Below are 26074 nucleotides of genomic sequence, written 5' to 3'. Positions count from 1 at the left end.
GCCTCCTCCCCAAATAATGCGCGCCGCTTTTCGCGGTCTTTGCGCTCGTCTTGCTAGGCGGCGTTCTGCGCGGCCGACCGGCTCACCGGAAGATTCAGGAACCGCGCGGCGTTGTCGCTGATGAGCTTCCTGATGGCGGGGCGCGGCATCTGCAGGTCGAGCAGGATCTGCGTGATGCTGCGGAAGCCATCGACCGGACGCTGCGAGCCCTGCAGCCCGAGGTCGGACGACAGGATCGTGTTGTCGACGCCGGCCACCTCGATCAGGTGCGCGAGATCATCCGGGCTGTACTTTAAGGATTTGCCTTCGATGAACATGCAGATCGAGTGTTCCATCTTGACGCCAATCGCGACCAGTTGCCGGATATCGGTGTCGTTGCAGCCGACGATGTAGGTCGGATGATTGACCATCATCTTCTTGACGCCGCGCCGCGCCGCCTCGTCGAACAGGATGTGCAGTTCGCTGGCCGGCAGATGACCGCCGGCCAGGATGATGTCCGCCTCGGCAATGAGATCGATGACTTCCCTGGTGTCGTCCGTGAGCTTGCCGTTGGCGTCGAGCGCGGAAAGCGGAATCGGATCGAGCATCTTCTGCGAGGTCTTTGGAAAGGTCGAAATTCCGCTCGCCATGGCCTTGATATGGTTCGCCGCCGATAGCGTCGGCATCCAGACGATCTTGCCGCCGAGCTTGATCGCGTGGTCGACGGCGTGGGGGTTGATGCCACCCGACGCATTGTTCAACACAATGCCCGAGAACAATTTTACATTGGTTTCTGGGAATAACTTCTCCAGCAGGATCGCATGCGCCATGCCGGCATAGAAGTGATCCTTGTAGAGCACGGCACGGAATTTCGCGGCCGCCGCATCGAGCAGTTCCTCGTGATGATCGAGAATCCGCGGCATCGCCGCCGGACCGCTATGGCAGTGCAGATCGATCGCGCCAACCAGAAGCTCAGCGACTTCCGCGGCTCGCGACAGCGGCGGCAGCGGCACGGTGGTCGGGTAAGACACTTGCTTGTCGGCCATGGTCGGGGGCCCTTTCAGTTGAGCACGTATCAGCCAGCGGATTTGCCGGCGGGGTTTTGCGCGGGCATCGGATAATCGTCTTCGTTCAGCACCCAGCCCGGCTTGGCCGAAAAATCCATGCGCGGCGGGCAGAAGATGTCGACGAGAACGTTGAGCTTGGGATCGACGGCCTGCGAGGTGTGAATGGAGGGCGGCGGGATCACGGCGACGGAAGGCGATCCGCAGCTCTCGTGATCGTCGTTGCGCCACTGGGCCATGTCGGTCGTCCAGGGCCAGCGCAGGTGATGAATGAAGGTGCCCGCCAGCGCCAGCGAGCATTGCTCGAAATCGTCATGGTGATGCGGCGACATCTTGCCCGGATCGCGCGGACCGTTCTTCGGCTCGAGGAAGTTCACCATGAAGGTCGAGCAGCGGAAGATCCGCCCGAACCGGCCCGGCGTTGCCGCGACGTCGAGACTGTAGGTGCGGATCTTCGCACCCGCGGCCGCCTCCGGCCACGGCTCGAACGGCGGCAGATTGGGATGCGGCGTCGCGTAGGACGCAGCATTTGAGCACAGTCTTGCGAGATCTACCGATCGCGTCGTCATCATGCGCACCACCTTGGCGGCGCCCTTTAGCGCGACAGAGCTAGCGCCCGCCGGCACGAAAGTGATGGAGTGACCGTTGACGACCTTGCGCTCATTGCCCCACACGATTTCGGCGCCCGCCCCCGGATCGGGAAGCAGCACGACATATTCGTCGGGCTGCTCGGCCCGGCTCAGCACCGCGCCCTTGTCGGCGTCGCTATAGGCGATGATGAAATTCTGGCCGCGGGCGTACCAGGTACGCGCGCCGTTCTGATTCTCGGCCGGCGGCGTTTCGTAGAATTTCGCATACTCGGCGCCTGCAAAATGAGTGGCGGCGGGTTTAGTGCCGACCGGAGCAGCGGCGAGCGCCGCGCGGGGATCAGAGCTGTGATACATGTGAGCCATCCGTGGTTTGCACGAGGTTTTTGAAATCGGTGAGCGTTTGCGCCGCGGCCCGGCGCATCTGACCCTGATCGGACGAGATGATGAAGGCGCTGGCGCCGAGGCCGGCGAAATCCTTGGCTTCCGCTGCGCTCGCGACCATCACGCAGACCGGCTTGACGGCTTTCTTCGCCGCCGCAATGATCCTGATAACCGCATCCTTCACGGACGCATCGGCCGACGATTTGGCGCCGAGGGCGACGGTGAGATCGCCACGGCCGATGAAGAACCCATGGATTCCGTCAACGGCGGCGATGGCGTCGATGTGATCGAGCGCTTCGGGATCCTCGATCATCGCGATCGCGCAGACCGATGCATCCTGTTCATCGACGAGGGCCCACATCGGCGTGCCGCCATAGGCGCCGGCGCGGGCCGAGCCGGAATAGCCCCGTCGCCCGCCGCGGTATCGCGCGGCAGCCGCAACCGCGCGCGCCTTCTCGACGGTCGCGACATGGGGCACCAGCACGCCGGTTGCGCCGCAGTCGAGGCAGGACAGCATCTTGGCCGGATCATCCGACGACACCCGCACGATGCCGGCGAGGTTGCTGGCGCGCGCGGCCAGCAGCATGACATCGGTCATCGCGCGATCGATCGGCGCGTGCTCCTCATCGATCACGACGAAATCATAGCCGAGCGCGCCAAAAATCTCGGTCGCGTGCGTGGTCGGCGTCTTGATGAACGAGCCGACGACGTGCTGCCGCGCGGAGAAGCGGCGGCGGAATGATGAAAAATGCGGCCTGACGACGTCTCCGGACACGGCTGTTCCTCCCGGCCATCTGCACGGGCCGCCTTCAGATGACGGGCTCCGGCGTGGCGCTTGGCGAAAACCATTGCAGGGAGGGCGCCGGTCGGCCATAGCTATTCCGCCGCGTTCCACCAGGTGGAATTCCATATGCCGCTCAAAACCAACACCGTCGAAGCCGCCTCGCGCTCGCTCCTGCTGCTGGAGGAACTCAATCGCCACCGCGTCACCTCGATCGATCGCCTGCACAAGGCGACGGGGCTGCCGAAATCGACGGTGGTGCGGTTGATGAAGTCGCTGTGCGCGATGGGCTATGCCGCCAACGACCGGCGGCAGGGCGGCTACGCGGTCGCCTCGCGGGTCAAATCGCTGAGCAACGGCTTTCACGGCGATCCGCTGGTGGTGGAGGCCGCACGCCCGTGGGCGCTCGCCTTCACCCGGCAATATCACTGGCCGATCGCCATCGCCGTCCTCGACAGGAGTTCTGTCGTGGTCCGCTTCAGCACTATTCCCGACAGCCCGGTCTCGCCGTTTCACGGCACCCTCAACACGCACCTCAGCCTGCTCGGGCGGGCGCTGGGGCGCGCCTATCTGGCCTTCTGCCCTATGAGCGAACGCTTGATGCTGCTCGACATGCTGACCCGGTCGCAGGAGAGCGAAGACAAGCTCGCCACCGAGCGCAAACGAGCGTTGGCTTTGCTGGCTACGATCCGCAAGCAAGGTTTTGCCGAACGCGACCCGATGGTCGAGCCGCGCTCGTCCGGCACGATAGCCGTTCCCATCATCGTCAACCACCGCGTGCTCGCAACCGTCGGCATGACCTACTTCACGTCGGCGCTCGACCGCGCGGACGTCGTCGAGCGCTACGTGCCTCTTGTGAAAGCCCTGGCGGACAACATTGCGGCGAGCGTCTCGTCGTTGCAGCAGTAGGGGCTAGGCTTGACCGTGTCCGCCGCGAGCTTGGCCTTGACGGCCCTGAGCAATTCCGAAACCCTGCCTCCTTCTGGGGACTGATTTCGGTGGTCCGCTTCCGCCCACGGCCAGGATCGATAGGCTCTTTCCGGAAGCGGACGGTTATCGGAAGTGGCACCTCTATTGCTTGTGGGCAATAGGCGTGCGAGGGGAAGGACACAGTATGATCCGCGTGTTTCTTGATCGAGTCTATCTGTTCTCCGGCTATCTCGCCGGACTTTTCCTGATTGCGATTTTTGTGCTGATGATGCTGCTGTCGGCCGGCCGGCCGCTCGGCATCAATATTCCAGCGGGCGACGATTTCATCTCCTGGTGCATGGCGGCGACGGCCTTCCTCGGGCTCGCGCATACGTTCAAACACGGCGAGATGATCCGCGTCGGCCTTCTGATCGACCGCCTCAACGACAACGTCCGCCACTATGTCGAGATCGCAGCCCTCCTCGTCGGCGTTGGCTTCATCGGCTTTTTCGCGTGGCATGCCGCGGTCATGACCTGGCAGTCGTGGAAGTTTTCCGACATTTCGCAGGGCGTCATCGCGGTGCCGCTGTGGATTCCGCAGCTCGGCTACAGTGGCGGCCTTGTGATTCTCTTCATCGCTTTCGTGGATGAACTGGTCCATGTCGCACGCGGCTTCGCGCCGCGCTACGAATTCCCGAAGCCGACGAGCGCCGAGGAGATCGTCGAGCGCGCCATGCAGAGCGGGGTCTGACATGGAGCTTCTCTCCATCGCCGCTATCCTGCTCGGATTTCTTGCGCTGCTGCTCGGTGCCGGCGTCTGGATCGGCGTCGCCTTGATGGCAACGGGATGGGCCGGCATGCAATTCGCCGGCGGCAGCATTCCAGCGGGCAGCGTGCTTGCGACAACGGTGTGGGGCAACAGCGCATCGTGGTCGCTCGCGGCCTTGCCACTCTTCATCTGGATGGGCGAAATTCTGTTCCGCACGCGCCTGTCGGAGGAAATGTTTCGCGGATTTGCGCCCTGGCTGAACTGGCTGCCGGGCCGGCTCATGCACGTCAATGTGCTCGCCTGCGGCGTATTCGGTTCGGTGTCAGGATCGTCAGCCGCGACCTGCGCCACGGTTGCCAAGATTGCGCTACCGGAATTGAAGAAGCGCGGCTATGACGAAAACCTGAGCCTCGGCTCTCTGGCCGGAGCGGGCACGCTCGGCATTCTGATCCCGCCGTCGATCACCATGGTGGTCTACGCGGTGCAGGCGAACGTCTCCATCATTCAGGTTTTCCTCGCCGGATTTCTGCCGGGCCTGTTGGTAATGACGCTCTATTCCGGCTACATCGCGATCTGGTCGCTCGCCAATCCGACGCGCACGCCGCCGGCCGATCCGCCGATGAGCCTTCGCAGGCGCATTGCAGAGTCGCTCAATCTCATTCCTTGCCTGCTGCTGATCGTTTTCGTCTTTCTGTCGCTGCTGATGGGCTGGGCGACGGCGACGGAATGCGCGGCCTGGGGCGTGTTGGGCTCGCTCGCCATTGCATGGTGGCAAGGCGCGCTGACCTGGGAGTCCTTCTGGGCGAGCGTCATGGGGGCGACGCGGGTCAATTGCATGATCCTGCTGATCCTGGCGGGCGCTTCCTACATGGGCACGTCGATGGCCTATACCGGCATCCCGCTGGCGCTCGCGAACTGGGTGAACAGCCTCCAGCTCAGCCCCTTTGCGCTGATCGCGGCGCTGACCGTCATGTACATCGTGCTCGGCACGGCGCTCGACGGCATTTCCATGATCGTGCTGACCACCGCCATCGTGATTCCGATGGTGAAGCAGGCCGGCTTCGATCTGATCTGGTTCGGTATTTTCCTGGTGCTGGTGGTGGAAATGGCCGAAGTCTCCCCGCCCGTCGGCTTTAATCTGTTCGTCCTGCAGACCATGAGCGGCAAGGATTCCAACACGGTCGCCAGGGCCGCCCTGCCGTTCTTCTTTTTGCTCGTTCTGGCGGTTGCCATCATCACGGTCTTTCCTGCTATCGTGATGCTGCTGCCGCGGATAGCGTTCCCTGGCTAGAGAAAGGTATTGTCATGTTCAGGCTTATCAAGACGTGCGCCATGGCCGCCTGCGTCGCGGCGCTTGCCGCTCCCGCACTTGTCGTTCCAGCAGTGGCGCAGACCAAATGGAATCTTCCAGCCGCCTATCCGGCGGACAATCCGCATTCGGTGAACCTGATCGCGTTTGCCAAGGACGTCGGCGATGCCACCGGCGGCAAGCTGCAAATCACCGTGCATGCCGCCGCCTCGCTGTTCAAGGCGCCGGAAATCAAGCGCGCGGTCGCCACCGGACAGGCGCAGGCGGGTGAGGTCCTGATCTCGCTGCATGAGAACGAAGATCCGATGTTCGGCATCGACGTTATCCCGTTCCTGTCGACGAGCTATCCGGCAGCCAAGAAGCTGTGGCTGGCGTCGAAACCTGCGATCGAAAAGAAGCTCGCATCGCAGGGTTTGATGCTTCTCTTCGCGGTGCCGTGGGGGCCGCAGGGCATTTATGCCAAGAAAGACCTTGCCACCGTTGAGGACATGAAAGGCTTGAAGTGGCGCGCCTATAATGTCGGCACCTCGCGCATCGCCGAGCTTGTCGGCGCGCAGCCTGTCACCATCCAGGCGGCGGAACTGCCGCAGGCACTGGCCACCGGCGTTGTGAACGCGTTCATGACCTCAGGCTCGACCGGCTACGACAGCAAGGCCTGGGAAACCATGACGCATTTCTATGATACGCAGGCCTGGATTCCGAAGAACGTGACCTTCGTCAACAAGGCCGCTTTTGATGCGCTCGACAAGTCGACCCAGGAAGCGATCCTCAAGGCGGCGGCGGTCGCCGAAGAACGCGGCTGGAAACTCGCGGAAGAAAAGGCGAAGTGGTATCTCGAACAGCTTCAGGCCAACAAGATGAAGGTGCTGCCGCCACCTCCGGCTCTGAAGACGGGCCTTGAGAAGATCGGGGAGCAGTTGACGGCCGACTGGCTCAAGAAGGCCGGCCCCGATGGTGAAGCCGTGATCGCCGCCTATAAGAAGTAAGACGATCGTTATTGCGCTCCAGTCGCGTCCGGCATTCGATTGCCGGACACGACAGTTTCGCAAGGGGGAGGCGATCGGCCCCCTCGCCTCACCCGGCTTCGATGCACGTTCCCATGATCCCATCGATCTCGGCGGCCGAGAGAACCCCGATCTCGGCAATGAACACGATCCGTGCCCGCGGCGCCCCGGCCGCCAGCGGCTCGCCCGGAGCCAACGTCGCGCGCCCGCCGGCGAGCTGAAACACCGTCAACCGTCCCGGCTGCTCCACCGTCTCGAACAACCCCTTCGCCCGCGCGAGCTTCGGCGCCAGCCGGCCAATCGCCTGCTGCAACCTTTGGAGCGACACCGGCCGTTCCGATGTCCAGCTCAGCGTCTCGAACCGGTCGGCCGCCGGCCGTCGCGGCCCCACCTCGCGCGGCGCCGGCACGCGGTCCACGTCCGCGGGGAACAGCAACACGGCCGGGACTTCGCCATGCAGGGCATCGACCACCACCGCTGACGGACGCAGCGCCCGGACGGCATCGCACAGCTGCGCGCGACCCGCCGCGTCTACCAGGTCCACTTTGCTCAGCGCTACCACGTCGGCCGCCCGCAGCTGGGACCGCAGCAGCGCGTCGTTCAACGCTTCTTCCGTTGTCGTCGCGTCCACCACGCACAGCACCGTTTCCAGCGGCGCCTCCCGCCAGATCAGGGGATCCATCAGGTTGCGCACGATGTCCGAGGGATCGGCGACCCCGCTGGTTTCGATCACGATGAACTCCGGCCGCGGATCGCGCCGCAGCAGGGCGGCTAGCGTGCGCAAGAGATCGCCTTCCAGCGAACAGCAGATGCAGCCGTTGCTCAGGCTGACCACCCCATCGCTGGCGCCCGCGATCAGCTCCGCATCGATGTTGATGGCGCCGAAATCGTTGACCACGGCGGCGATCCGCCGCCCCTCCGCATGCGCCAGCAGGTGGTTCACGACCGTGGTCTTGCCCGCCCCGAGGAAGCCGGTCACCAGCAGGATCGGGACCGGCACAATCAACGCTCGGCAACGGGCCGGCGCACCGGCCGCCCGGGCCTCGCCGCCACATCCAGCACGCCATCTGATATCAGCGGCTCGCCGCTGACCACCAGATGCCGCACGCCCTCTGCGGGACGGTTCATCGCCGAGAACGTCGCCCGGTCGGTCAGCGCATCGAAATCGAACACGACAATGTCGGCATCCGCGCCTGGCTGCAGCCTTCCCTTGGCGCGCATCGCGGGCGTGCTGTGGGAAAGGATCTCCGCCGGGATCAGGGCGCATTTGCGGATGCCTTCAAGGAGCGACAGCTTCTTGCGCTCACGCACCCATTCGCGGATGAAACGAGTGAAGCAACCCGCCGAACGCGGATGCGAGGTGGCGTCATCAGGCAGCGGCCAGGCGTCGCCGGTGTAAGGGCTGCCGTCCGACAGCGTCCAGGGCATCGCGTCGGACGCGATCGCGCCGCCGGGATAGAGCACCGAGATGTCCAGGAGGTCACGATGGTGCGGATTGTTCTCGGTATCCAGGATATGCCACAGCACCAGCGTGGAGGGCTCCTCCGCCTGCGCCGCCAGCAATTCCTTGCGGTCGCGGAAGCGCCGCCCGTCGGTCACGCGCTGCACCGAATCGTAGCCTAGTCCATTGCGCGCCTCGAACTCCGGATCGCTGAAGAAGGCCGCCGCCAGCACCGTCGAACCGGTGCCGTACGGATAAGCCTCCACCGTGATCGGCAGGCCCTGCGCCTGCGCCTTGGCCACCAGCACAGCGCAACGCTCGACGTCGGTCTTGCTGGAAGAGTTGAAGTGGCAGATGTGCATGTGCGCGCCGGTGGCGCCGGCATAGCCGATCAGGCGGATATAGGCCTCCGCGGCGCTTTCCGGGTCGATGCGGGACATGTAGGCGACGTGGGTGAAGGTCGCCACATCATGCGCCGCCGCCAGTTGGCACACCGCGGTCAGCTCCTGTACGCCGGCGCCCGGGGCATAGGCGTTGAGAATGCCGATGCCGATGCCGCCCTCGTTCAGTCCGATTGCAAGGCGGTCGAGGATGCCGGCGACCTCCGTGTCGCTGGCCACGTTGTCGATCCAGCGGCGATCGCGCATCGCATTGCCGAACGCCTCCAGCGAGCTTTCGGCGTTGGAGCCGGTCATCGCGCCGATCCGCGCAAACGCCCAGTTGGCGGCGGCGCCGTAGTTCAGCACGCGTCCCTTGGCGGCCTGGCGCCGATACCAGGATGCAACCGGCAATACGCCCGCCTCGAGGTCGAGCGTCGTCGTCACCCCGTCGAACGCCTGCATGCGGTCGGCCGGGATCGACTGGCCGTGGGCGTGCAGGTCGATGAAGCCGGGCGCCACCACGAGGCCAGTGGCGTCGATCACCCGCTCGGCGCTGCCGAGCCCGGTGCCGACAGCGGTGATCCGGCCGTCCACAACAGCCACATCGCCAATGGCGTCCATCCCGCTCGCCGGATCCACCACCCGGCCGCCACTGATCACCAAGGCACTCATATTACGACTCCCACGCAAAAACTTTAGGCAAGGCCGGCAGCAGCGCCGCAGGCACCTGGAGCGCCCACGCACGGGCGGTCTCGGCTCCAATAGAGACAGATTTTCGAACCGGCGACCACCACCACCGATGCTGATTCATCAAAACAACCCCATGCAAAGTAGCAGGGGGCTGCGGCATGAATGCTTCGAAAAACAATTTGACACGTCGGGCAAATCAGCGGCATTCCTTCATCATCCCGCAACCTTGTAAATCCCCGTCGCCCCGCAACAGCGGGCGCGTCGGTGCGATTGCGGCTCAAATCCTCACCCACATTGAAATTGCACCCGCGTCGCCGCGGCGAACGATCGCCTGCGCGTGGCCGAACCGCGCGCGCGGCCCGCGCGCGGCCTTAAGGAATCCCGACATGAACACCGCTCCGGACCTCACGACGTCAACGGCGATCGCGGCAACTGATCAGACCAAAGCTGCCGCAGCCCCGCGGATCAAGCTTCAGTCGCACGGATTCTCCATCGACCATCCAGATCCCGAAATCGGCGAACAGCTCATGGCTGATACACTGGGGGTCGCCGACCGCGAAGCGATGCATGGCATTATCAGACAATTGGTAAAGGCCAGCGTGAGCGGCGAGAGTCCCGACGAGGTCAGCCTCGCCTTCATGATTTCGATGGTGAAGAGCATCAAGCCCCGGGATTCCATCGAGGCCATGCTGGTGGCGCAGATGGTTTCGGTTCATGTGATGGCGATGCGATGCGCCCATCACCTAGCGAATGCGGACGACCTCGCCCAGCATGACAGCGCCGCGCGCGCATTGGGCAGGCTCGCCCGCACGTTCCCCGCCCAGATCGAGGCGCTCAACCGCTACCGCAGCCAGGGCGAGCCCGCCATCACCGTGCAGAACGTGTCGGTGGGCGACGGCGGCAAGGCCATTGTCGGCAACGTCACGCAGCATGCGCGCGTGATCGTTTCCGACAAGAGCCCGGCATCCGCGGCGCGGAATGCGCCGAAGGGCTCGGGCTCCAGGCGAAAGCGCGATTCCGCTGAGGCCAAGCGGGCAGCACCGGCATGAGCGATCACATCAGAAATACCGGCCCGATGCTGGCAAGCCCGCGTTGTGGCGCCAGAATCCGTTCCGGCGGCGCCTGCCGTTCGCCGGCGGTGCACGGCAGGAAGCGCTGCCGCATGCACGGCGGCGCACCGGGATCCGGCGCGCCAAGGGCAAACCGGAACGCGCGCAAGCACGGCCTGTTCACCGGGGATGCAATCGCCGAGCGAAGGCAGATTCAGGCGTTGTTGGGTGAAGCGCGGAAGCTGCTGGAAGAGATGAAGTGATTGGCTTCGCAAGCGGCGCTCCGAGCCTGCCCGTCCGCCCGTCGGCCATCTCTTTGAGTTTTTAATATCCCGATCAAAGTCGCCTGATCGGGCTGCACCGGGAACTACGGAAAGGCAGGGAAGTTAACCGACATGAAGATGGCCAAGGCAATCCGCCAGCAGGCAGCCACCGCAGAGCGGGTGGCGGTGAATACGGCTGACACGTACGTAGCCGACCAGATGAGAACACTGGCGCAGGCTTTCAAAATCCAGGCCGAGATCATCAAGAAGAACAAGAAAAAGAAGAAAAAATGAGCTTCTCGATAAGAGCGATGTGCCAACACGGTGATCTGGTCCACCGCAGGAAGACGGCCGAAGCTGCCCTCAAGAAGGCCCGGGAGATGTCGCGAGCCGGATGCTATGACATTTACATCACGACGCCCGAAGGGCGGGACTACCATTCTTCTGAGTTCGCAGATTTGCCTCGTACCCCCGCCGCCGGGCGAGCGCAGCTGAAAACTCACCCTCCCGATAAGCTAATTCGGAGTTCGCGTACGGTGAGATAGCGCCGCGATCCTACTCGCAAACAGGAACGAAGCGCGACCTATTCGATTACCACTTGTTGATCAGGAAGCTCCCCATGGCCGATGACATGCCCACCCCACCGCTTGTGTATGAAGGCCTGGATCCCAGTCCAGCACCAAAGTCTACGATTGAAGACGTTTCCGATGCTGTCAGGGGTGCCGCCAGTCGCGTCGGCGACGCGATCGAGAAAGGTAGAAAGCCCGGCATGCCGCTCAGCATCCTGAGCAACATTGCGCGGGAAGCGCCGCTCGGCTCCCTGCTGGTCGCCTTCTTGCTGGGTGTCGCTGTAGCCCGGCGTCGCTGAGGCGGAAGATGGTGTTTTCACGGGTGTGCGCAGGGAATCCGCGCGCAAGGGCGAACCAGAACGCGCGCAAAGCACGGCCTGTTCAACTGGGATGCGCTCGACCAGCGACGGCAGATTCAGACATTGCTGAGTGACGCGCGGAAGCTGCTGGAAGAGATGAAGTGAGTGGGCTGGAAAACGAGCCGGGTCGAGCGCATACTTGGGTCATGGAAAACGTACACAAATGCACCTCTGTTCTAGGGCCGCTAATCGCGGAGGCCAAGACGAACGGCATCCCTCTGGCAGAGAATGCCATTAACGAACTGGTGGCTGTGACGCCCGTGCCACTTCAAAGAGATGCGTTGGAAAGCGTTCGGTCGGTAGTGAAAGCGCACCGAGATGCAGCCGGATCATCCAGTTCTCAGTGCGACTTTGCTGATACCATTAATGACTACATTGAGAGGCTGGTGAGAAGTCTCGTATGACTCCCAAGCCTGAGTCTATGCGCAGTCCGTGTTTCGACTCCTATCGTTCCTCCTCCGGGTGAACCCACTTGGATTACGGTGACAGTGCACTCAAACGCCGGGTAAGAGTTTTATGCACTGTCACCGTAATTCCTGTTCCAGCCCCATTGGCGTCCGAGCTTAGCGGCATTGACAGCCACGCGTCCCCTCGGGCTGGGAGCGCAACCAAGTTAGCGCCTCCAGGTCATCGAGGAGCATTCACTCCAATACCGGCCGGCAGTCCGGCTCTTCATGCAGTATCTCGCACAACGTGCGGCGGACTGCGCGCCGATGTGCGGGAGGTGTCGGTCGAACGCGCATCAGCATTCTCAGGATGTTCTCAGGGACTGCTTTCTCGCCCCCCGTCGTCGGCGCGATGCGCAGGATTGTCGCCCATGTGGCACCGGGCCGCCGCTATGACCCCACGATTTCGCCATACGCATCGTGTTGTTAGCCCGCACGACCCTTCCCGTCAGGCTAGCCTTCGGAAACATGGACATGGGCGGTGATTTCATTGGCCGCTGGCGTGCGGGTAGCGGCAGGAGAACGGCACGGCAAGCGAAACCCGGACAGTACAGCGCGAAGGTGCTTGCTTGCGGCTCATTGCTGCTCTCGTGTGTCATCGTCGCTGGCATGGCGACGCAAACGGCATTGGCGGAAATAGCCGCGCCGGCCGCGACGCGCGTCGCTGATAACGAAAAAGCGCAGGGTGGGCCTGGCGTCGCGCAAGCATCCCACACGCAGAAGTCGGAACCCGAAACAGTCCTGCGACAGCCTGAGGTGCAGAAGCCAGCACCTGAGGTGCAGAAGCCAGCGCCGGAAGCTGCCGTTCAAATGCCGGAAGCACGGAAATCGAGCCACGAGGCCAAGGATTTAGCAAAGGATTTACCTGTACCACAGCTCGTCTTGCCGGGCGATCTGGCGAAGCAGATCGGCCAGAAGATCTGGCTGAATGAAACAGGCGGAAAAATTGATGCGATCACGTCATGGAGTGCGAACGAGGAATTCGCTTCCTTAGGCATCGGTCATTTCATCTGGTTTCCTGTCGGCAAATGGCTGCCTTTCGAGGAGAGCTTTCCGGCCCTGCTCGAATTCATGCGCAAGAAGAACGTGCGTTTGCCGGCCTGGCTGGACCAGACGCAAATTCCGGCCAACCCGTGGACAAGCCGGGCCGAGTTCAGGAAGAACGCCAACTCACCGCAGATGAAAGAGTTGAGGCAGTTTCTGCTCGACACCGTGGCGGAGCAGACGCAGTTCATGGTGGCGCGGGCGCAAGGTGCGATGGAGAAGATCCTCAAGACGACGCCCGACGGCACGGAGCGCGAACATATCGTCATCCAGTTCACGCGCGTCATTCGCGCCTCCGAGAATTTTTATCCGCTGATCGACTACATCAACTTCAAGGGCGAGGGCACCAACCCGAACGAAGCCGCCATGAACAGCGAGACCGGGCGGCGGCAGGGTTGGGGTCTCAAGCAGGTGCTGCTCAAGATGAACGGCGTGACCGGCGATCCGAAGGCCGTGCGCGCCGAATTCGCCGATGCGGCGCAGTTCGTCCTGCAGCAGAGGGTTCGCAACCTTCCATCCAACCGTGTCTTCGAGGTCGGCTGGCTGCGCCGCATCGCGACCTACCACCGCCCGATCGCGGATCCGGAATCGAGCCCCAAACCGGCTCTGAGGAAATCGTTGCGAGTGACGGCGGCTCAATAGCTTTCCTATGAAGAGGACCGTTGCCGTTTTTGCGTATGCGTGAGGCTGCTTGTCCCGCGACGTTCGTCAGGCAATCGCGGGCCGCGCCTCGCTGACGTCAGCCTTTGGCCCTCTTCGCCATCACCTTCTCACAGGCTGCCTGTTCGCCTAACCAACTAGTGAAGACTTTGCGGTTCGGAGTTTTGGTCCGGTTTGGGCTCGGGCTCCGCTTCCGGCTGAACTCCTATTGTCGCGTTTTCGACTTCAATCGAAGTGGTCTGAACGATTAGGGGTTGCCCAAACACTTCTTCAAAGGCTTCCGAAAATTTCGGGTTCGTTCGCATCCCCCGAAAAACGGGCCAAGTTCGGTAGTCGTCAGCACTCGGGTATCCGTGAGAACCGATTCGTTTCATTAAGCGGACGATTTCATCCACATAGCCGCGAACCGCAGCAACACTGATCTGAAATTCCTCAAGGACTGCGGTCCAATCTTCCTTATCGAGCACCTTGAGTGCCTCTGACTCGCGGTCTTGGAGCCGGATAGCATTTGCATGATTGACGATCATCATGCGCCGAGTCCTGTCCGCCTCTGCCCACTGCGAGGCAAACGAAAGAATCGCCTCCGCCGTGCCGTAGTTGCGTCGAACGATAAGGTCATAGCAGAACTGGTTCAGAGCATTGTCCGCATCACTGCGCTTGTCTTTCGCGAATTTTCGCCACAGCACGTAGCACAGCTTTATACCTATTTCGCAAATAACATTCACCGCTTCGCGGTAGTAGGCCGCATCTACGGTCAGATGATCCCCAACCTTGGCATCTCTCAGGTCAACGCCGAACTCCCTGCAATTGTTGATGTACTGAGAGGAGACGAGCCCTCCGGTGTGAGTGAAAAGATTCCTCCTCTCGCATAGTTCGACAAATTTCGTAAACGCCGGAAGGTCGCTTCGCAGACTAAGTTTGAATTTCTTCTCCATCCACTCGAAATGTGCGTGATGGCTGTCTCGAAGAACCGACTCGATCTCTTTCTCAATCAATGAACGACGCGCAGCATCAATGGATTCGTACTCCGACAGCTCGGACAATTTGATAGTCTTTTCGCTGCTTAGCACTAGGTCCGGAACCCGAGTAAACACGACCCTGAGCAATTTTCCTAGGAAGGCATCGTAGGCGCTAATTAGTCCAATCAACATCACCTCTGGCAGATGCTTCGCCCCCCGGAGCCCGGCTTCAATTTCTTCTTGATGAGCCGTGAGGCGACGGAGTGAACTCGCATCTATTTCGAACACCGTGCGGTCCGGCGTTGAGAGGTCCTCTCGCTTTTGTCCATTGCTTTGTGCGAATTGGGTAATCGTCCTTTCGGCGAGTATGGATGACGCCAGCGGCGCTAGGGTAATGATGAAGTCTAAGAAATTCCGATACGTGTCGATGGTAGCGCGGAACCAAGCGAATACGTCCTCAAAGCTATTTGCGTCCTCTGGAGGGCTGGGATTCTCCGGGGGCCTTCTTTCGGGAGCGGGGGGAGGGTTGTTCAGGTATTCCAATTTTTTTGTAACGACGTAACCCGAAAACCCGCCGTCCTTGCGATCAAGCGCAAGGAAATATTTCGATTTCTCAGCCATTTGCCCCCCAATTTGAAAGTTCGGACGGCTCTACTTCCGATTTAGTTCAGTTGCAAGATCGCTTTGAGGCCGACGCGGCGCGCGGGGGCTGGGCCGACGCGCACAATGCAGACGACAGTTTGAACCCGTTTACCGAATCGGCAGGTAGCGGAGTAAAATCGTCAGGCTCTCCTCGCGCTGTGCCTGTTTTGGAACGGCGGCGGCCGTCGCTTCTCTGGCCGCAGCCAAACAACGGGGCTTATTCCACAGCCGCAATGTGCAGTGGTTCGTGTGCACTGCGATTCGCCGAGGGATTGATCATTTGCAAGCCGAATTGCGCGCGTGCCTTTTCATGCGCTATGTCCGAACTGATCCGCCCGCCGCTACCCGAACCACATTCGCATGGGCCGCCGCTGATGCGAGACACACGCGCCTGGGCAGGCTTCGCAACGGCGCATTCTGATCGACCGAGTGTTAGTATCGCAAACGAGAGAGAGACAGTATCTTCCATGCTTGAGCCTTGGTTTCACCCGAGCTACGAAACCCTAAAAGCCATCAACGGAATTGTGTATCCATGGGCCGTGGTCGCAACCATGGCAGTAGTTAGCCTCCGCCGTCGGCTCACGAAGGCCGAGGCGCGGATAAGGGAACTCGAAATCCAACAGGCGACGACCGAACTTGATCGTCGTGATCCCGCTCACCTTCCTGCACAACACCATTGACGGCAGCATGAGGAGCAAGAAGGTGCTGGGGAACGATTTTGCGGGATGGGTAAAGGCCGCCGGGCTTCCGGACAAATGCAGGATTCACAGCCTCAAGAAGGGCGGTATGAGGCGCGGGGCCGAAGCGCGGTTGACCACGCGCGAGTTGATGGCGAAGTCCGGCCACAAGAGTTACGCCGAAGTGCAGCGCTACACCGATGCGGCTGACCAGTTGTTGCTTGCGGACAGCGGCGCGAAAAAGGAGCGCGAGGCGCGCGAGAAGCGGCCGAAGCTGATCACGGCAAGAACGGAAGCCGATCAGAAGATCCAGACTTACAAACACGGCCTTAAGTGATTGAAAGCACTGGAGGCAAAGAACCGATGTGGCGCTCCCTAGGGGAATCGAACCCCTGTTTCAGCCTTGAGAGGGCCGCGTCCTAACCGCTAGACGAAGGGAGCGTACGGGAGAGGGAATAGCCGCGAAATCGGCTTGCTGCAAGGCGGAAGCTTCTATTCGTCATGCCCGGGCCTGTCCCGGGCATCCACGTCTGGGCTGCCAAATGAAGAAAGACGTGGATGGCCGGGTCAAGCCCGGCCATGACGGTGAGAGGGTCAGGGTTCGTTGACAAATCTGAGCTTTCCCGCCGGTTTCAGCGTCTTGGCATCAAAAGTGCGGATTTCGGTGACCCCGCTTATATCCAGCGTCAGCACCAGCCGCTCGCCGGCCACCGCCGTCGCGACGATGCGGGCGCCCTTGGGCAGGGTTGCGATAATGTCCGTGGCGGCTGCCGCGGGGCTTCCCTCGCCACGGTAAAGACGGTACCCGACGGCGGTCAGCACCACGGCCACCGCCAGCGCCGAGGTCAGGCCCGCGATCAGCATCATCCGCCGCACCCGCGCCATCAGCGCGGCCTGCTCGGGGGTCGGTTCGGGCGCAACGGTATCGGTCATGCAAGGCTCTGCTTTGGAACAAGGCTCATCTAACGGCGGTCAAAGGCTGGAGGTCACCGTCGGCGGCGACGAGGGGTCGCCCCGTCTCGACCGCGTGCTCGCGGTGCTTCGCCCGGAACTGTCGCGCTCGCGGCTGAAGGCGCTGATTCTGGCCGGTTCCGTCACCGCGAAGGGCGCCCCCATCCGCGACCCCGCTTATCATGTCATTGCCGGAGATACGATCACAATCGACGTCCCCGAAGCGGTGGCGCCGGAGCCCAAGGGCGAAGATATCGCGCTCGACATTATCTATGAGGACGACGACATCATCGTCATCGACAAGCCGAAGGGGCTCGTCGTGCATCCGGCCGCCGGCCATGAGAACGGTACGCTGGTCAACGCGCTGATCGCCCATTGCGGCGCGAGCCTTTCCGGCATCGGCGGCGTGCGCCGGCCGGGCATCGTGCACCGGCTGGACAAGGACACGACCGGGCTGATGGTGGTTGCCAAGAACGACCAGGCGCATCAATCGCTGACCGCGCAATTCGCCGATCACGGCCGCACCGGGCCGATGCAGCGGGGCTACATGGCCTTCATCTGGGGCGTGCCCAACCGCCAGCGCGGCACGGTCGACGCGCCGATCGATCGGCATCCTTATGCCCGCGAGAAAATGGCGGTACGCCAGAGCGGCCGCGAGGCCATCACCCATTGGGAATTGCAGGCGGCGTATCAGGGGCGCGACGGCAAGCCGGTCGCCTCGTTTCTCGCCTGCCAGCTCGAGACCGGGCGAACCCATCAGATCCGGGTGCACCTCGCCCATATCGGCCACCCCCTGATGGGCGATGCCGTCTATGGCCCGCACTTCAAGACCAAGGCCGGGCAGCTCGGACCCCAAGGTAAGGATGCACTCACCGCCCTCGGCCGGCAGGCCCTGCACGCCTATCTGCTCGCCCTGGAACACCCCCGAACCGGAGAACTTTTGCACTGGGAGGCGGCTCTGCCGGAGGATCTGCTCCTCCTGCAACGGGCGCTGGAAGCGGCCCTATGACGCAGCCCTTTCAGAAAAGATAAGTTATGCCAACAGGTTATGGCTGCCACACGGGGACGTGACGTCAGCATTCCTTCCCTATTTGTTCGTTTTCCGCTATGTTGCACCTGCGCTGAATATCCAGCGCGGAACATCGCAGCCTGGTCGGCTTTAACACAGCGATCACCTGCCGGGCCCGCCGCTATCGGGGGCCTGAACCACTGGAGGGCGCTCAATGGCCCGTACAGCTACGTTGCCGGTTCTCAATGGAGAATCCGGCCTTTCCAGATACCTCGCCGAGATCCGCAAATTTCCGATGCTGGAACCCCAGCAGGAATACATGTTCGCCAAGCGTTGGCGCGAACATGACGATCGCGACGCGGCACATCACCTTGTCACCAGCCATCTCCGGCTCGTGGCCAAGATCGCCATGGGCTATCGCGGCTACGGCTTGCCGATCTCCGAGGTCGTCTCGGAAGGCAATGTCGGCCTGATGCAGGCGGTCAAGCGGTTCGAGCCCGAGAAGGGTTTTCGTCTCGCCACCTACGCCATGTGGTGGATCAAGGCGTCGATACAAGAGTACATCCTGCGTTCCTGGTCGCTCGTGAAAATGGGAACCACCGCGAACCAGAAGAAGCTGTTCTTCAACCTGCGCAAGGCGAAGAGCAAGATCTCCGCGCTGGACGAGGGCGATCTTCGCCCCGACCAGGTAGCGATCATTGCCAAGCGCCTCGGCGTGACTACTCAGGACGTTGTCGACATGAACCGCCGCCTCGGTGGCGACGCGTCGCTCAACGCACCGATCCGCGACGACGGTGAAGCCGGCGAATGGCAGGACTGGCTGGTCGACAATTCGCCCAACCAGGAAGCCGTGATGGCCGAGCACGAGGAGTTCGATCATCGCCGGCAGGCGCTGAACGGCGCCATCGGTGTGCTCAACCCGCGCGAACGCCGCATCTTCGAGGCGCGGCGCCTGGCGGAAGAGCCGATGACGCTGGAAGACCTCGCCGCCGAATTCGGCGTGTCGCGCGAACGCGTGCGGCAGATCGAGGTCCGCGCTTTCGAAAAGGTGCAGTCGGCCGTCAAGAGCACGATTGCCCGGCAGGAAGCGGAAGCGCTCGAAGCCGCGTACTGATCGCGCGATCGCGGTAACAGTTGACGAAAGCCGGCGGCAACGCCGGCTTTTTGTTTTTGGGGGCGTTGTTTCCGCAAGCGCGTCGTCGTCCCTGCGAAAGCAGGGACCCATACGCCGCGGCGGTAATGATTTTACACGCCGGTAGTTGTCTTTCTTCTCCAACTACAACAGCCGCGGCGTATGGGTCCCCGCGTTCGCGGGGACGACGCGTTGAGAGTGCTCGCGCTCTATGCCATCAATAATACGTCCGCGCCCTACTCGCCCCACTCCCGCGCCATCTTTGCAAGCACGCAGCCTTCGCAATAGCGCGCATCCTTGTAGTCGATCCAGTTATGCGCATAGACCCGATCGAGCGGAATGCCGTAACGCGCGCGCAGGACCTTCACCAGAATTCGCCATGCCGCGACCTGCGCCTCGGTCGGCCCGCGCGTCACGTCGGGAAAATTGCCGGCGAATTCGACGCCGACCGAATTGTCGCCGATCACCTTCCGATAGGTCGGCCCGTTGTCGATGTACTTGTTGTCGTTGCGGTTGGCGCCGTCGCCATGGGTCGGGATCAGATGTTCGGCGACCGCCCAGTACACCGTGCCGTCGGTTTCGACCCAGACCATGACGCCGCGCCGCGTCGGGTTCTTCGACTGCGCCTGCGCGCCGCCGCGCGCGGAGCCTGCCGGTCCTTCGGTCTGGTGCACGATGATGTTGCGCCAGGGATGGGCTTTCGCAACGTCGCCCCACGGCGCGAGCCAGACCATCTTCAACCCGGGAATATCAGGGGTGCCCGACGCGCGCGCGATCGCGGCGAGGTCGGGCGTTTGCGCGGCGGCGCAAGCGGGAAACAGGAGGGTGAACAGCGCGGCCGCGACGAGACGAAAATTCATGATCGAGGTCCAGTGACGGACCTGAGTAGCACGTCTCAGGCCCGCTCGCGCAGGCCCATAACCGATAGCTCCCGCGTTGCGGGTTCGGGCGCCAGCGGCGGCGCCGGGTCGTAGGTCGCAAAGCCGTTGCGGCCGGCCTTCTTGGCGTCGTACAGCGCGTGATCGGCGGCCGCAATCAGGCGGTCGGGATAGCCGCCCATCTCGCGGGCCCATTGCGCGACGCCGATCGACACCGCGATCGGAATGTCGTTGCCGGTGCATTGTTCGGCGTCCGCCCGGCAGACCTCCAGCACGCGGCGCGCGATCATGGCGCCTTCGCGCAGCGTCGAGGACGGCAGCACGATGCAGAATTCGTCGCCGCCGGTCCGCGCCAGCATGTCGCCGGGCCGCAGCCGGGTCTGCGCCATCAGGGTGAAATGCTGCAGGCAGGCGTCGCCGGCGGCATGACCATGGGTGTCGTTGATGGCCTTGAAGCTGTCGAGATCGATCACCAGCAGCGCGAAGGGCTGACCTGAGCGTTCGGAGCGCGCGCATTCTTCCGTCAGGCGCTGCACCAGATAGCGGCGATTGCCTACGCCGGTGAGGTCGTCGAGCAGCGCAAGGTCTGCGACCTCGTTGCGCAGGCGGTCCATCGCCATCAACAGGAAGCCGAAATTCAGCGACATCGACAGGAACACCAGCACCAGGATGACGACCGATTGCGCCGGGCTGAATTGCATATAGGAGAACCCGCCGCCCATGGTGGTCACCGCGCCGATCCACCTGGCGACGAAAATGGCCATGATGAGAATGGTGACGATGCCGGCCAGCCGCGCGCCCGGATTGACGCGACCCTCATGCCGGCCGAGCAACAGTTTCAGGCTCAGCACCATCGGCAGCGCCTGGGCGATCGTGAAGACGGTCATGCGCGCGGGCACGCTGTCGTAGGCGAAAGTGAAAAAGCACAGGCCGGCCGCGCCAAGCCCGGTAACCAGCAAGGTGTCGCGCCAGGAAACGGGCTGACTGAAAAACTTCCGGATCCCCATCGCAGCCAGGCAGATCGCCAGGATCAATGCGGTGCCGCCAAACAGCAGCGGTACCAGCGAATCCGGGAAAGCCACGCGCAGCATCGCCATCGAAGCACCAGCCGCCGCAACGAATGCCGAACCGGTCCAGAACCGCGCGGCTTCGAACGACGGATAGCTGCGCATGACGTAGGCCCAGATCAGGCCCAGCGCGAGAAAATTGATGACGAACACCGTCCAAAGCGTCGGAACGCTCAGCATCGCGACCCCGGGACGCGCACGTCCCGTCTCCCCAGTTGTCTAACGACCGCTCAAGACTTCCGCCTCGGGCTTTCTCCCACGACGCTTCTTGTTGTCTTGCCCCGTCGTCTTGCGGGACAAGGTGCATCCGCGCCGCTTAACGGACCCTGACTGCCGCCGGCCAATCCAAACCGTGGTTTTGAATTGATGAAGATCGTCGACATTGGGACAACGTTAAGCATGACGCGCGCGATGCGAACGGCGGTGACGCGGCGCGTTTCGGCAAAAAATCGCATCAAAATGCATAACAACTGTGGATAACGTGATGACAACGCCATGACGGCACGCGGCATGGGCCTGCGAATCTGCTGGGATTGTCATCGAGGATGTTGCGAGGCTGGCCCTCCGCCAAGCATGCCTCGGTGTCGCGTTTCAATCCATGAAAACCTTGAGAGGATACTATGGCTAAGAAAGCGAAGAAGGCGAAAAAGGCCAAGGCGAAGAAGGCCAAGAAGTCGAAGAAGAAGTGAATTTTGGCCCGGGTGGAGTGCTCAGCTCCGCCCGGGCTCCCAACTCCGGGTGCAATTTTTGGAGAATGGCGGGCCTTGGGGTCCGCCTTTTTCATTTTGATACGCACGAGCATGTAGCCCGGAGGGAGCCAACGGGTCGCGCGAATGCGCGCCCGGCGACGAGCGCAATTGCGCTCGCACAGTGATGACAGGCTCCGCGAAATCCGGGGTTTGCCGCCGCGGAATGATTGTCCCGGATTGCGCTTCGCTCCATCCGGGCTACGGGAAAATTTCAGCGCTCCGCAAACGCCAGCTTGGCGCCGAGCGCGGCAAATCCCGCCGCAAAACTCCGGCGCAGCCAGGCCATCGCCCTCGGGCGGGTGATGACGCGGTCGCGCAGCGAGGCTGCGAACAGGCCGTAAACCGCGAACACGGCAAACGTCATCGCCATGAAGGCTGTGCTCAATTCCAGCATCCGCGCCAGCGGATGCGCCTCGTCGACGGCCACGAACTGCGGCAGGAAGGCCAGGAAGAAGATCGACAGTTTCGGATTGAGGATGTTGATCAGGATCGCCGTCACGATGACGCGCCGGCTGGAGCGCACTGAGGCCGCGGGGCGCGTGTCGACCGAAAGCGCGCCCGTCTCGCGCAATGCCTGCCAGGCCATGTAGAGCAGATACACGACGCCGCACCATTTCAGCACGGCGAACGCCAAGGCACTCGTGTGCAGCACGGCGGCCAATCCCAGCATGGCGGCCAGCATATGCGGCACGATGCCCAGCGTGCAGCCAAAGGCCGCTGCAACGCTCGGCCGCGCGCCTGATGTCAGCGCCACCGCGAGCGTATAGAGCACGCCGGTGCCGGGGGAAGCGACCACGATCAGCGAGGTCAACAAGAACGACAGCGTCATGGTCAGCCATTACCACGCCAACCTCGGACGTGGAAGCGTGGCGCCGCCCTCCACCAACGCCGCGCGCGGTCAGCGTTCGTGGTGATGCCGCCTTTCATACACCATCCGTTCCGCTTCGCGGATCACGTCGAGCGGCGCCCACGGCTTGGCCCAGAACTGGACGCCATCGGGCAATTCCTGATGCAGCGGCCTGCCCGAGGTAACGATCACCCCCATCTCGGGATTGTACTTCCTGGCGATGTGCGCGAGCTCGACGCCGTCCATGTTGCCGGCAAGCTGCACGTCGGTCATCATCAAGACCAGACTGTCGGCGGCGCGCTCCAGCACCAGTTCCGCGGCCTCCGCGCTTTCGCATTCGATGACATCGACATCGCTCTCTTCCAATAGCAGGCAGATCATGTCGCGCTGCATCGGGTCGTCTTCGACGATGAGGGCCGTCGCGCGAAGGGGTTTTGATTGTCCCATATGAGCCTCCTCTGGATTCGCGCCGGTTTGGCGATGCCCCTTCTGTCGGGTAGTCGACGTTAAGGCCCGAACCGCTTTATTGTTCAGTTCCAATTTGCGAAAGTTGCGGAACCCGCCTTCTTTCTCGATCCTTAACCCGCCTTCTTTCTCGATCCTTATGGAGCCCACCCCAATGACTGCGATATCCGGAAGCGCGGCCGCCGTGACCGGCGCCGCCAGCGGCATCGGCCGCGCGCTCGCGCTGGAGCTGGCCGCGCGCGGCTGCGACCTGGCGCTCGCCGACCGCGACGAGGCCGGGCTGCAACAGTTGGCCGCCGAGATCGGCAACGCCGGCACGCGCAAGGTCACGACCCACCGCGTCGACGTCGGCGAGCCCGCCCAGATCCAGGAATTCGCGAACGCGGCCATTGCCGCCCACCCCTCGCTGAACATCGTCATCAACAATGCCGGCGTCGCGCTCCTTGGTGCCTTCAACGAGGTCGACCAGGCGCAGATGGAATGGCTGATCAACATCAATTTCTGGGGTGTGGTGCACGGCACGCGCGCCTTCCTGCCGCATCTTTCGCAACAGCGCGAAGCCCATATCGTCAACCTCTCCTCGATCTTCGGCATCATCGCCCCGCCCGGCCAGACGGCGTATTGCGCGGCGAAGTTTGCAGTGCGCGGCTTTTCGGAAAGCCTGCGGCATGAACTGGCAATGGCGAACAGTCCGGTGAAATTGTCGGTGGTGCATCCCGGCGGCGTGCTGACCAACATCGTGCGCAACTCCCGCACCGGTGCCGGCATCACCGACAATGCGCGCCGCGCGCAATCGATCGATCGTTTCGATGCGATCGCCAAGACCACGCCGCCGGTCGCGGCACAGCGCATCATTCTCGGCATCGAGAAAAACCAGCCGCGGATTCTGATCGGCAACGATGCGCGGTTCATGGATCTGTTGCAACGGTTTCGCCCGGCGACATATTGGTCGGTGCTGGCGAAGCGGATTGGGAAGGCGGAGGAGAAGGGGAAGTGAGAGACGTTGTTGTAAGGCACTGCAAGTCGGGAGGTGCGTTCGCGCGGTGATGGTGTGCGCAGGAGCCCGCACAACAGGTTGTCATCCCCCGCGCAGGCGGGGGATCCAGTACGCTGCGGCTTATCGCTTCAATCACAACCGTCTCTGGAATACTGGATCACCCGCCTGCGCGGGTGATGACAGCTGAATATGAGACGACGATCTCGCGGCGCATTGCGCGCGAAGCAAATCAGTTCGCAGTCCATATGGTGGGCAAAGCGAAGCGTGCCCACCATTCAAGGATGATGTCGCGGATAGATGGTGGGCACGCTGCGCTTTGCCCACCCTACGAAGTTACGAAGCGACGAGGCTCTTACCGCCCCACCAGCCTGTCGGCAAAATACCCGATCGTCTTGCGATAGATCGTCGCCCTGTTCCACTCGCGCATGGCTTCGAAATTCGAAGTGCCCTCGCCGTAGGGCGCGCCGCCCTTGAAGCCGCTCGTGTGCAGCAGGTTCGCGGTGGAGGCGAGCACGTCGGGCACGCTGTGGCGCAAATCGACGTGGCCGTTGCCGTCGAAATCGACGCCGTATTTGATGTAGGACGACGGCAGAAATTGCGTCTGGCCGATTTCGCCGGCGAAGGCGCCGATCAGGTCGCGCAACGGGAGATCGCCGCGCTGCACGATCTTGAGCGCCGCGAGCAGTTCGCCCTGGAACAGTTCGGTGCGGCGGCAATCATGCGCCATGGTGGCGAGCGTGCGGATCACCGGCATCTTGCCGATGTCGCCCTTGCCGTAATCGGACTCCAATCCCCAGATCGCGACGATGATTTCCGGCGGCACGCCGAACTTCTGCTCGATCCTCGCCAGCAATGACCCGTGCCGCTGCAGCATCTGCCGGCCGACGTTGATGCGCCCGGGACCGACGCGGGTGGAGACATATTGCTCGAACGTCTTGTTGAAGGTGCCGCGCTGGCGGCGGTCGAAGGCCAGCACCGCCGGATCCTGCGTGACGCCCGAAAGCGCCTGGCTGATCACGGCCTGCGAAACGCCAGCCGCGGTGGCTTCCTGCGACATCGCCGCCACGAAGGTGTTGAAATCGCCGCCGCAGCGGGCGGCATAGCTGGGAGTGGAGCAGATGACGGCGCCGAGGAAAATGGCCCAACGAAGTATGCGCATGTGAATCCCTTGTTCATTCTGGGGCCGATCATGCCATGGGAAAACGGCGCGCGAAACCTCGTCGTCCCTGAGCTGGCGGACGATAGCGGCCTGTACGCGAGCAGTGAGGCCATGGCGGCCGTGGACCAGCGCACCATCGTGCTGCCTGCGCGGGCACAGCGGGCCGAGCGGGTCGTGCCTCTCGAACTGCGCTTCGGCGCGGTGAACCTGGCCCGGCCACAAAGCAAGTTCCTGCGCCATCTGCCAGAAAGCCTGCCGCTGACCCTGGTCGATGTGCGTGAGGTTGATCCTCAAGCCGGTACCGAGCCGCTGCACTGGCGGCTTCTCACCACCCATTCGGTGACGAATGCAGAACAGGCCTGGCGTATCGTCGATTGGTACAAGCAGCGCTGGCTGATCGAGCAGTTCTTCCGCGTCCTCAAGACCCAAGGCTTCAAGCTCGAAGACAGCCAGCTCTCCACCGCCGATCGGCTCCTCAAGCTGGTCGCCATCGCGGCCAAAGCCGCGGTCATTACCATCCAACTCTTGCAGGCGCGCGATGGCCGCGGCCAACAGCCGATCCATCTCGCCTTCAAAGCGAACGAGGTCGCGGCGCTCACTGCCCTCAATCAAGATATCGAAGCCAAAAGCAAACGGCTCAACAATCCGTATCCGCCCGACAGCCTTGCCTGGGCTGCCTGGATCATCGGCCGTCTCGGCGGCTGGGACGGCTATCCCTCGTCCAAGCCGCCCGGTCCAATCACCATGAAACACGGTCTCGAGTACTTCCACGCCGTCGCGGTCGGATGGAGCCTCAGAAATGTGTGCATGCCCTAGTGCTTTCGCAGGGACGACGACCTGTTGGCTTGACGATAA

The 26074-nt window shown here is 62.6% G+C and carries 26 protein-coding genes and 1 tRNA gene; 14 read left to right on the top strand and 13 right to left on the bottom strand.

The genetic code is table 11. The features are described 5' to 3' along the window. Positions 1 to 53: 53 nt before the first annotated feature. Genes IVB05_RS05825 through IVB05_RS05815 form a run of 3 tightly spaced genes read right to left on the bottom strand, consistent with a single transcriptional unit; the run spans position 54 to position 2789 of the window. Entirely contained in the window at positions 54 to 1025 is a 972-nt protein-coding gene (locus tag IVB05_RS05825) for a DUF6282 family protein (RefSeq protein WP_247783472.1), read from the bottom strand. Between the two features lie 29 nt (positions 1026 to 1054). Then, positions 1055 to 1987 (bottom strand): hypothetical protein, encoded by a 933-nt coding sequence (locus tag IVB05_RS05820; RefSeq protein WP_247783471.1) that lies wholly within the window; start codon positions 1985 to 1987, stop codon positions 1055 to 1057. Next, positions 1971 to 2789, bottom strand: coding sequence for an aldolase/citrate lyase family protein (locus tag IVB05_RS05815; protein WP_247783470.1), 819 nt, complete (start codon positions 2787 to 2789; stop codon positions 1971 to 1973). The genes IVB05_RS05820 and IVB05_RS05815 overlap by 17 nt, the downstream gene beginning before the upstream one ends. Positions 2790 to 2849: 60 nt before the next feature. Here IVB05_RS05815 and IVB05_RS05810 point away from each other — a divergent pair, with 60 nt between their 5' ends. From IVB05_RS05810 to IVB05_RS05795, 4 genes are all read left to right on the top strand, one after another. After that, positions 2850 to 3704, top strand: a complete 855-nt coding sequence (locus IVB05_RS05810) for a DNA-binding transcriptional regulator (protein ID WP_247783469.1) — start codon at positions 2850 to 2852, stop codon at positions 3702 to 3704. Between the two features lie 205 nt (positions 3705 to 3909). Beyond that, on the top strand, positions 3910 to 4455 hold the full coding sequence (locus tag IVB05_RS05805; RefSeq protein ID WP_247783468.1) for a TRAP transporter small permease: 546 nt from the start codon (positions 3910 to 3912) through the stop codon (positions 4453 to 4455). 1 nt (position 4456) lies between these two features. Next, entirely contained in the window at positions 4457 to 5764 is a 1308-nt protein-coding gene (locus IVB05_RS05800; RefSeq protein WP_247783467.1) for a TRAP transporter large permease subunit, read from the top strand. A gap of 41 nt (positions 5765 to 5805) precedes the next feature. After that, the gene (locus IVB05_RS05795) at positions 5806 to 6768 is read left to right on the top strand and encodes a TRAP transporter substrate-binding protein (protein WP_247786601.1); all 963 of its coding nucleotides are present in this window, start codon (positions 5806 to 5808) and stop codon (positions 6766 to 6768) included. Positions 6769 to 6856: 88 nt separating this feature from the next. On the opposite strand, the gene IVB05_RS05790 is transcribed toward IVB05_RS05795, so the two are convergent. Together IVB05_RS05790 and IVB05_RS05785 are read right to left on the bottom strand one after the other, a co-directional pair. Next, positions 6857 to 7786: a GTP-binding protein gene (locus IVB05_RS05790; protein ID WP_247783466.1), complete on the bottom strand. Its 930-nt coding sequence runs from the start codon at positions 7784 to 7786 to the stop codon at positions 6857 to 6859. A 2-nt stretch (positions 7787 to 7788) separates the two neighbouring features. Beyond that, positions 7789 to 9279, bottom strand: a complete 1491-nt coding sequence (locus IVB05_RS05785) for an amidohydrolase family protein (protein ID WP_247783465.1) — start codon at positions 9277 to 9279, stop codon at positions 7789 to 7791. 404 nt (positions 9280 to 9683) lie between these two features. Here IVB05_RS05785 and IVB05_RS05780 point away from each other — a divergent pair, with 404 nt between their 5' ends. The 5 genes from IVB05_RS05780 to IVB05_RS05760 all read left to right on the top strand — a co-directional run bounded on the left by IVB05_RS05780 (position 9684) and on the right by IVB05_RS05760 (position 13669). Next, complete coding sequence (locus tag IVB05_RS05780; RefSeq protein ID WP_247783464.1) at positions 9684 to 10346, top strand: hypothetical protein; 663 nt, start codon at positions 9684 to 9686, stop codon at positions 10344 to 10346. After that, positions 10343 to 10609 (top strand): HGGxSTG domain-containing protein, encoded by a 267-nt coding sequence (locus tag IVB05_RS05775; RefSeq protein WP_247783463.1) that lies wholly within the window; start codon positions 10343 to 10345, stop codon positions 10607 to 10609. Before IVB05_RS05780 ends, IVB05_RS05775 begins: the two co-directional genes overlap by 4 nt. A 132-nt stretch (positions 10610 to 10741) precedes the next feature. Continuing rightward, entirely contained in the window at positions 10742 to 10903 is a 162-nt protein-coding gene (locus IVB05_RS05770) for a hypothetical protein (protein ID WP_247783462.1), read from the top strand. 325 nt (positions 10904 to 11228) lie between these two features. Further along, on the top strand, positions 11229 to 11477 hold the full coding sequence (locus IVB05_RS05765; protein WP_247783461.1) for a hypothetical protein: 249 nt from the start codon (positions 11229 to 11231) through the stop codon (positions 11475 to 11477). A 980-nt stretch (positions 11478 to 12457) separates the two neighbouring features. Further along, the gene (locus tag IVB05_RS05760) at positions 12458 to 13669 is read left to right on the top strand and encodes a hypothetical protein (protein ID WP_247783460.1); all 1212 of its coding nucleotides are present in this window, start codon (positions 12458 to 12460) and stop codon (positions 13667 to 13669) included. Positions 13670 to 13824: 155 nt separating this feature from the next. Here the strand turns inward: IVB05_RS05760 and IVB05_RS05755 are convergent, their stop codons facing one another. Beyond that, the gene (locus IVB05_RS05755; protein WP_247783459.1) at positions 13825 to 15267 is read right to left on the bottom strand and encodes a hypothetical protein; all 1443 of its coding nucleotides are present in this window, start codon (positions 15265 to 15267) and stop codon (positions 13825 to 13827) included. 657 nt (positions 15268 to 15924) lie between these two features. On the opposite strand from IVB05_RS05755, the gene IVB05_RS05750 reads away from it, so the two are divergent. After that, complete coding sequence (locus IVB05_RS05750; protein ID WP_247783458.1) at positions 15925 to 16302, top strand: site-specific integrase; 378 nt, start codon at positions 15925 to 15927, stop codon at positions 16300 to 16302. Positions 16303 to 16331: 29 nt separating this feature from the next. Here the strand turns inward: IVB05_RS05750 and IVB05_RS05745 are convergent. Then, positions 16332 to 16406 (bottom strand) — tRNA-Glu (locus IVB05_RS05745). Positions 16407 to 16559: 153 nt separating this feature from the next. Then, the gene (locus IVB05_RS05740) at positions 16560 to 16898 is read right to left on the bottom strand and encodes a hypothetical protein (protein ID WP_247783457.1); all 339 of its coding nucleotides are present in this window, start codon (positions 16896 to 16898) and stop codon (positions 16560 to 16562) included. On the opposite strand from IVB05_RS05740, the gene IVB05_RS05735 reads away from it, so the two are divergent. Next, a complete protein-coding gene (locus tag IVB05_RS05735) occupies positions 16897 to 17925 on the top strand; it encodes an RluA family pseudouridine synthase (protein WP_247783456.1) in 1029 nt (342 codons plus the stop codon). The two genes, IVB05_RS05740 and IVB05_RS05735, sit on opposite strands and share 2 nt — an antisense overlap. 214 nt (positions 17926 to 18139) lie before the next feature. Next, positions 18140 to 19039 carry an RNA polymerase sigma factor RpoH gene (gene rpoH / locus IVB05_RS05730; RefSeq protein WP_247783455.1) on the top strand — a complete coding sequence of 300 codons (900 nt, stop codon included), beginning with the start codon at positions 18140 to 18142 and terminating at the stop codon, positions 19037 to 19039. A 254-nt stretch (positions 19040 to 19293) separates the two neighbouring features. On the opposite strand, the gene IVB05_RS05725 is transcribed toward rpoH, so the two are convergent. From IVB05_RS05725 to IVB05_RS05710, 4 genes are all read right to left on the bottom strand, one after another. Beyond that, the gene (locus tag IVB05_RS05725) at positions 19294 to 19917 is read right to left on the bottom strand and encodes an N-acetylmuramoyl-L-alanine amidase (RefSeq protein ID WP_247783454.1); all 624 of its coding nucleotides are present in this window, start codon (positions 19915 to 19917) and stop codon (positions 19294 to 19296) included. A gap of 35 nt (positions 19918 to 19952) precedes the next feature. After that, entirely contained in the window at positions 19953 to 21182 is a 1230-nt protein-coding gene (locus IVB05_RS05720) for a GGDEF domain-containing protein (RefSeq protein WP_247783453.1), read from the bottom strand. A gap of 780 nt (positions 21183 to 21962) precedes the next feature. Beyond that, positions 21963 to 22580: a LysE family translocator gene (locus tag IVB05_RS05715; RefSeq protein WP_247783452.1), complete on the bottom strand. Its 618-nt coding sequence runs from the start codon at positions 22578 to 22580 to the stop codon at positions 21963 to 21965. Between the two features lie 69 nt (positions 22581 to 22649). After that, positions 22650 to 23045, bottom strand: a complete 396-nt coding sequence (locus IVB05_RS05710; RefSeq protein WP_247786600.1) for a response regulator — start codon at positions 23043 to 23045, stop codon at positions 22650 to 22652. A gap of 172 nt (positions 23046 to 23217) precedes the next feature. On the opposite strand from IVB05_RS05710, the gene IVB05_RS05705 reads away from it, so the two are divergent. Further along, the gene (locus tag IVB05_RS05705; protein ID WP_247783451.1) at positions 23218 to 24060 is read left to right on the top strand and encodes an SDR family NAD(P)-dependent oxidoreductase; all 843 of its coding nucleotides are present in this window, start codon (positions 23218 to 23220) and stop codon (positions 24058 to 24060) included. A gap of 352 nt (positions 24061 to 24412) precedes the next feature. Here IVB05_RS05705 and IVB05_RS05700 read toward each other — a convergent pair whose 3' ends face one another. Continuing rightward, the gene (locus IVB05_RS05700; protein WP_247783450.1) at positions 24413 to 25219 is read right to left on the bottom strand and encodes a lytic murein transglycosylase; all 807 of its coding nucleotides are present in this window, start codon (positions 25217 to 25219) and stop codon (positions 24413 to 24415) included. Here IVB05_RS05700 and IVB05_RS05695 point away from each other — a divergent pair, their 5' ends adjacent. Further along, positions 25220 to 26035: an IS4 family transposase gene (locus IVB05_RS05695; RefSeq protein WP_247783449.1), complete on the top strand. Its 816-nt coding sequence runs from the start codon at positions 25220 to 25222 to the stop codon at positions 26033 to 26035. Positions 26036 to 26074 lie beyond the last annotated feature (39 nt).

The sequence above is a fragment of the Bradyrhizobium sp. 170 genome (genome assembly GCF_023101085.1).
Lineage (GTDB): Bacteria > Pseudomonadota > Alphaproteobacteria > Rhizobiales > Xanthobacteraceae > Bradyrhizobium.
This window is presented reverse-complemented; position numbering and strand designations above follow the sequence as displayed.

Coding starts and splice junctions, on each gene's coding strand:
- IVB05_RS05825 (WP_247783472.1), bottom strand. CDS start 1,025: ATGGCCGACAAGCAAGTGTCTTACCCGACCACCGTGCCGCTGCCGCCG.
- IVB05_RS05795 (WP_247786601.1), top strand. CDS start 5,806: ATGGCCGCCTGCGTCGCGGCGCTTGCCGCTCCCGCACTTGTCGTTCCA.
- IVB05_RS05765 (WP_247783461.1), top strand. CDS start 11,229: ATGGCCGATGACATGCCCACCCCACCGCTTGTGTATGAAGGCCTGGAT.
- IVB05_RS05700 (WP_247783450.1), bottom strand. CDS start 25,219: ATGCGCATACTTCGTTGGGCCATTTTCCTCGGCGCCGTCATCTGCTCC.
- IVB05_RS05705 (WP_247783451.1), top strand. CDS start 23,218: ATGACTGCGATATCCGGAAGCGCGGCCGCCGTGACCGGCGCCGCCAGC.
- IVB05_RS05775 (WP_247783463.1), top strand. CDS start 10,343: ATGAGCGATCACATCAGAAATACCGGCCCGATGCTGGCAAGCCCGCGT.
- IVB05_RS05780 (WP_247783464.1), top strand. CDS start 9,684: ATGAACACCGCTCCGGACCTCACGACGTCAACGGCGATCGCGGCAACT.
- IVB05_RS05740 (WP_247783457.1), bottom strand. CDS start 16,898: ATGACCGATACCGTTGCGCCCGAACCGACCCCCGAGCAGGCCGCGCTG.
- IVB05_RS05760 (WP_247783460.1), top strand. CDS start 12,458: ATGGGCGGTGATTTCATTGGCCGCTGGCGTGCGGGTAGCGGCAGGAGA.
- IVB05_RS05785 (WP_247783465.1), bottom strand. CDS start 9,279: ATGAGTGCCTTGGTGATCAGTGGCGGCCGGGTGGTGGATCCGGCGAGC.
- IVB05_RS05770 (WP_247783462.1), top strand. CDS start 10,742: ATGAAGATGGCCAAGGCAATCCGCCAGCAGGCAGCCACCGCAGAGCGG.
- IVB05_RS05800 (WP_247783467.1), top strand. CDS start 4,457: ATGGAGCTTCTCTCCATCGCCGCTATCCTGCTCGGATTTCTTGCGCTG.
- IVB05_RS05805 (WP_247783468.1), top strand. CDS start 3,910: ATGATCCGCGTGTTTCTTGATCGAGTCTATCTGTTCTCCGGCTATCTC.
- IVB05_RS05715 (WP_247783452.1), bottom strand. CDS start 22,580: ATGACGCTGTCGTTCTTGTTGACCTCGCTGATCGTGGTCGCTTCCCCC.
- IVB05_RS05720 (WP_247783453.1), bottom strand. CDS start 21,182: ATGCTGAGCGTTCCGACGCTTTGGACGGTGTTCGTCATCAATTTTCTC.
- IVB05_RS05710 (WP_247786600.1), bottom strand. CDS start 23,045: ATGGGACAATCAAAACCCCTTCGCGCGACGGCCCTCATCGTCGAAGAC.
- IVB05_RS05725 (WP_247783454.1), bottom strand. CDS start 19,917: ATGAATTTTCGTCTCGTCGCGGCCGCGCTGTTCACCCTCCTGTTTCCC.
- rpoH (WP_247783455.1), top strand. CDS start 18,140: ATGGCCCGTACAGCTACGTTGCCGGTTCTCAATGGAGAATCCGGCCTT.
- IVB05_RS05735 (WP_247783456.1), top strand. CDS start 16,897: ATGCAAGGCTCTGCTTTGGAACAAGGCTCATCTAACGGCGGTCAAAGG.
- IVB05_RS05820 (WP_247783471.1), bottom strand. CDS start 1,987: ATGTATCACAGCTCTGATCCCCGCGCGGCGCTCGCCGCTGCTCCGGTC.
- IVB05_RS05755 (WP_247783459.1), bottom strand. CDS start 15,267: ATGGCTGAGAAATCGAAATATTTCCTTGCGCTTGATCGCAAGGACGGC.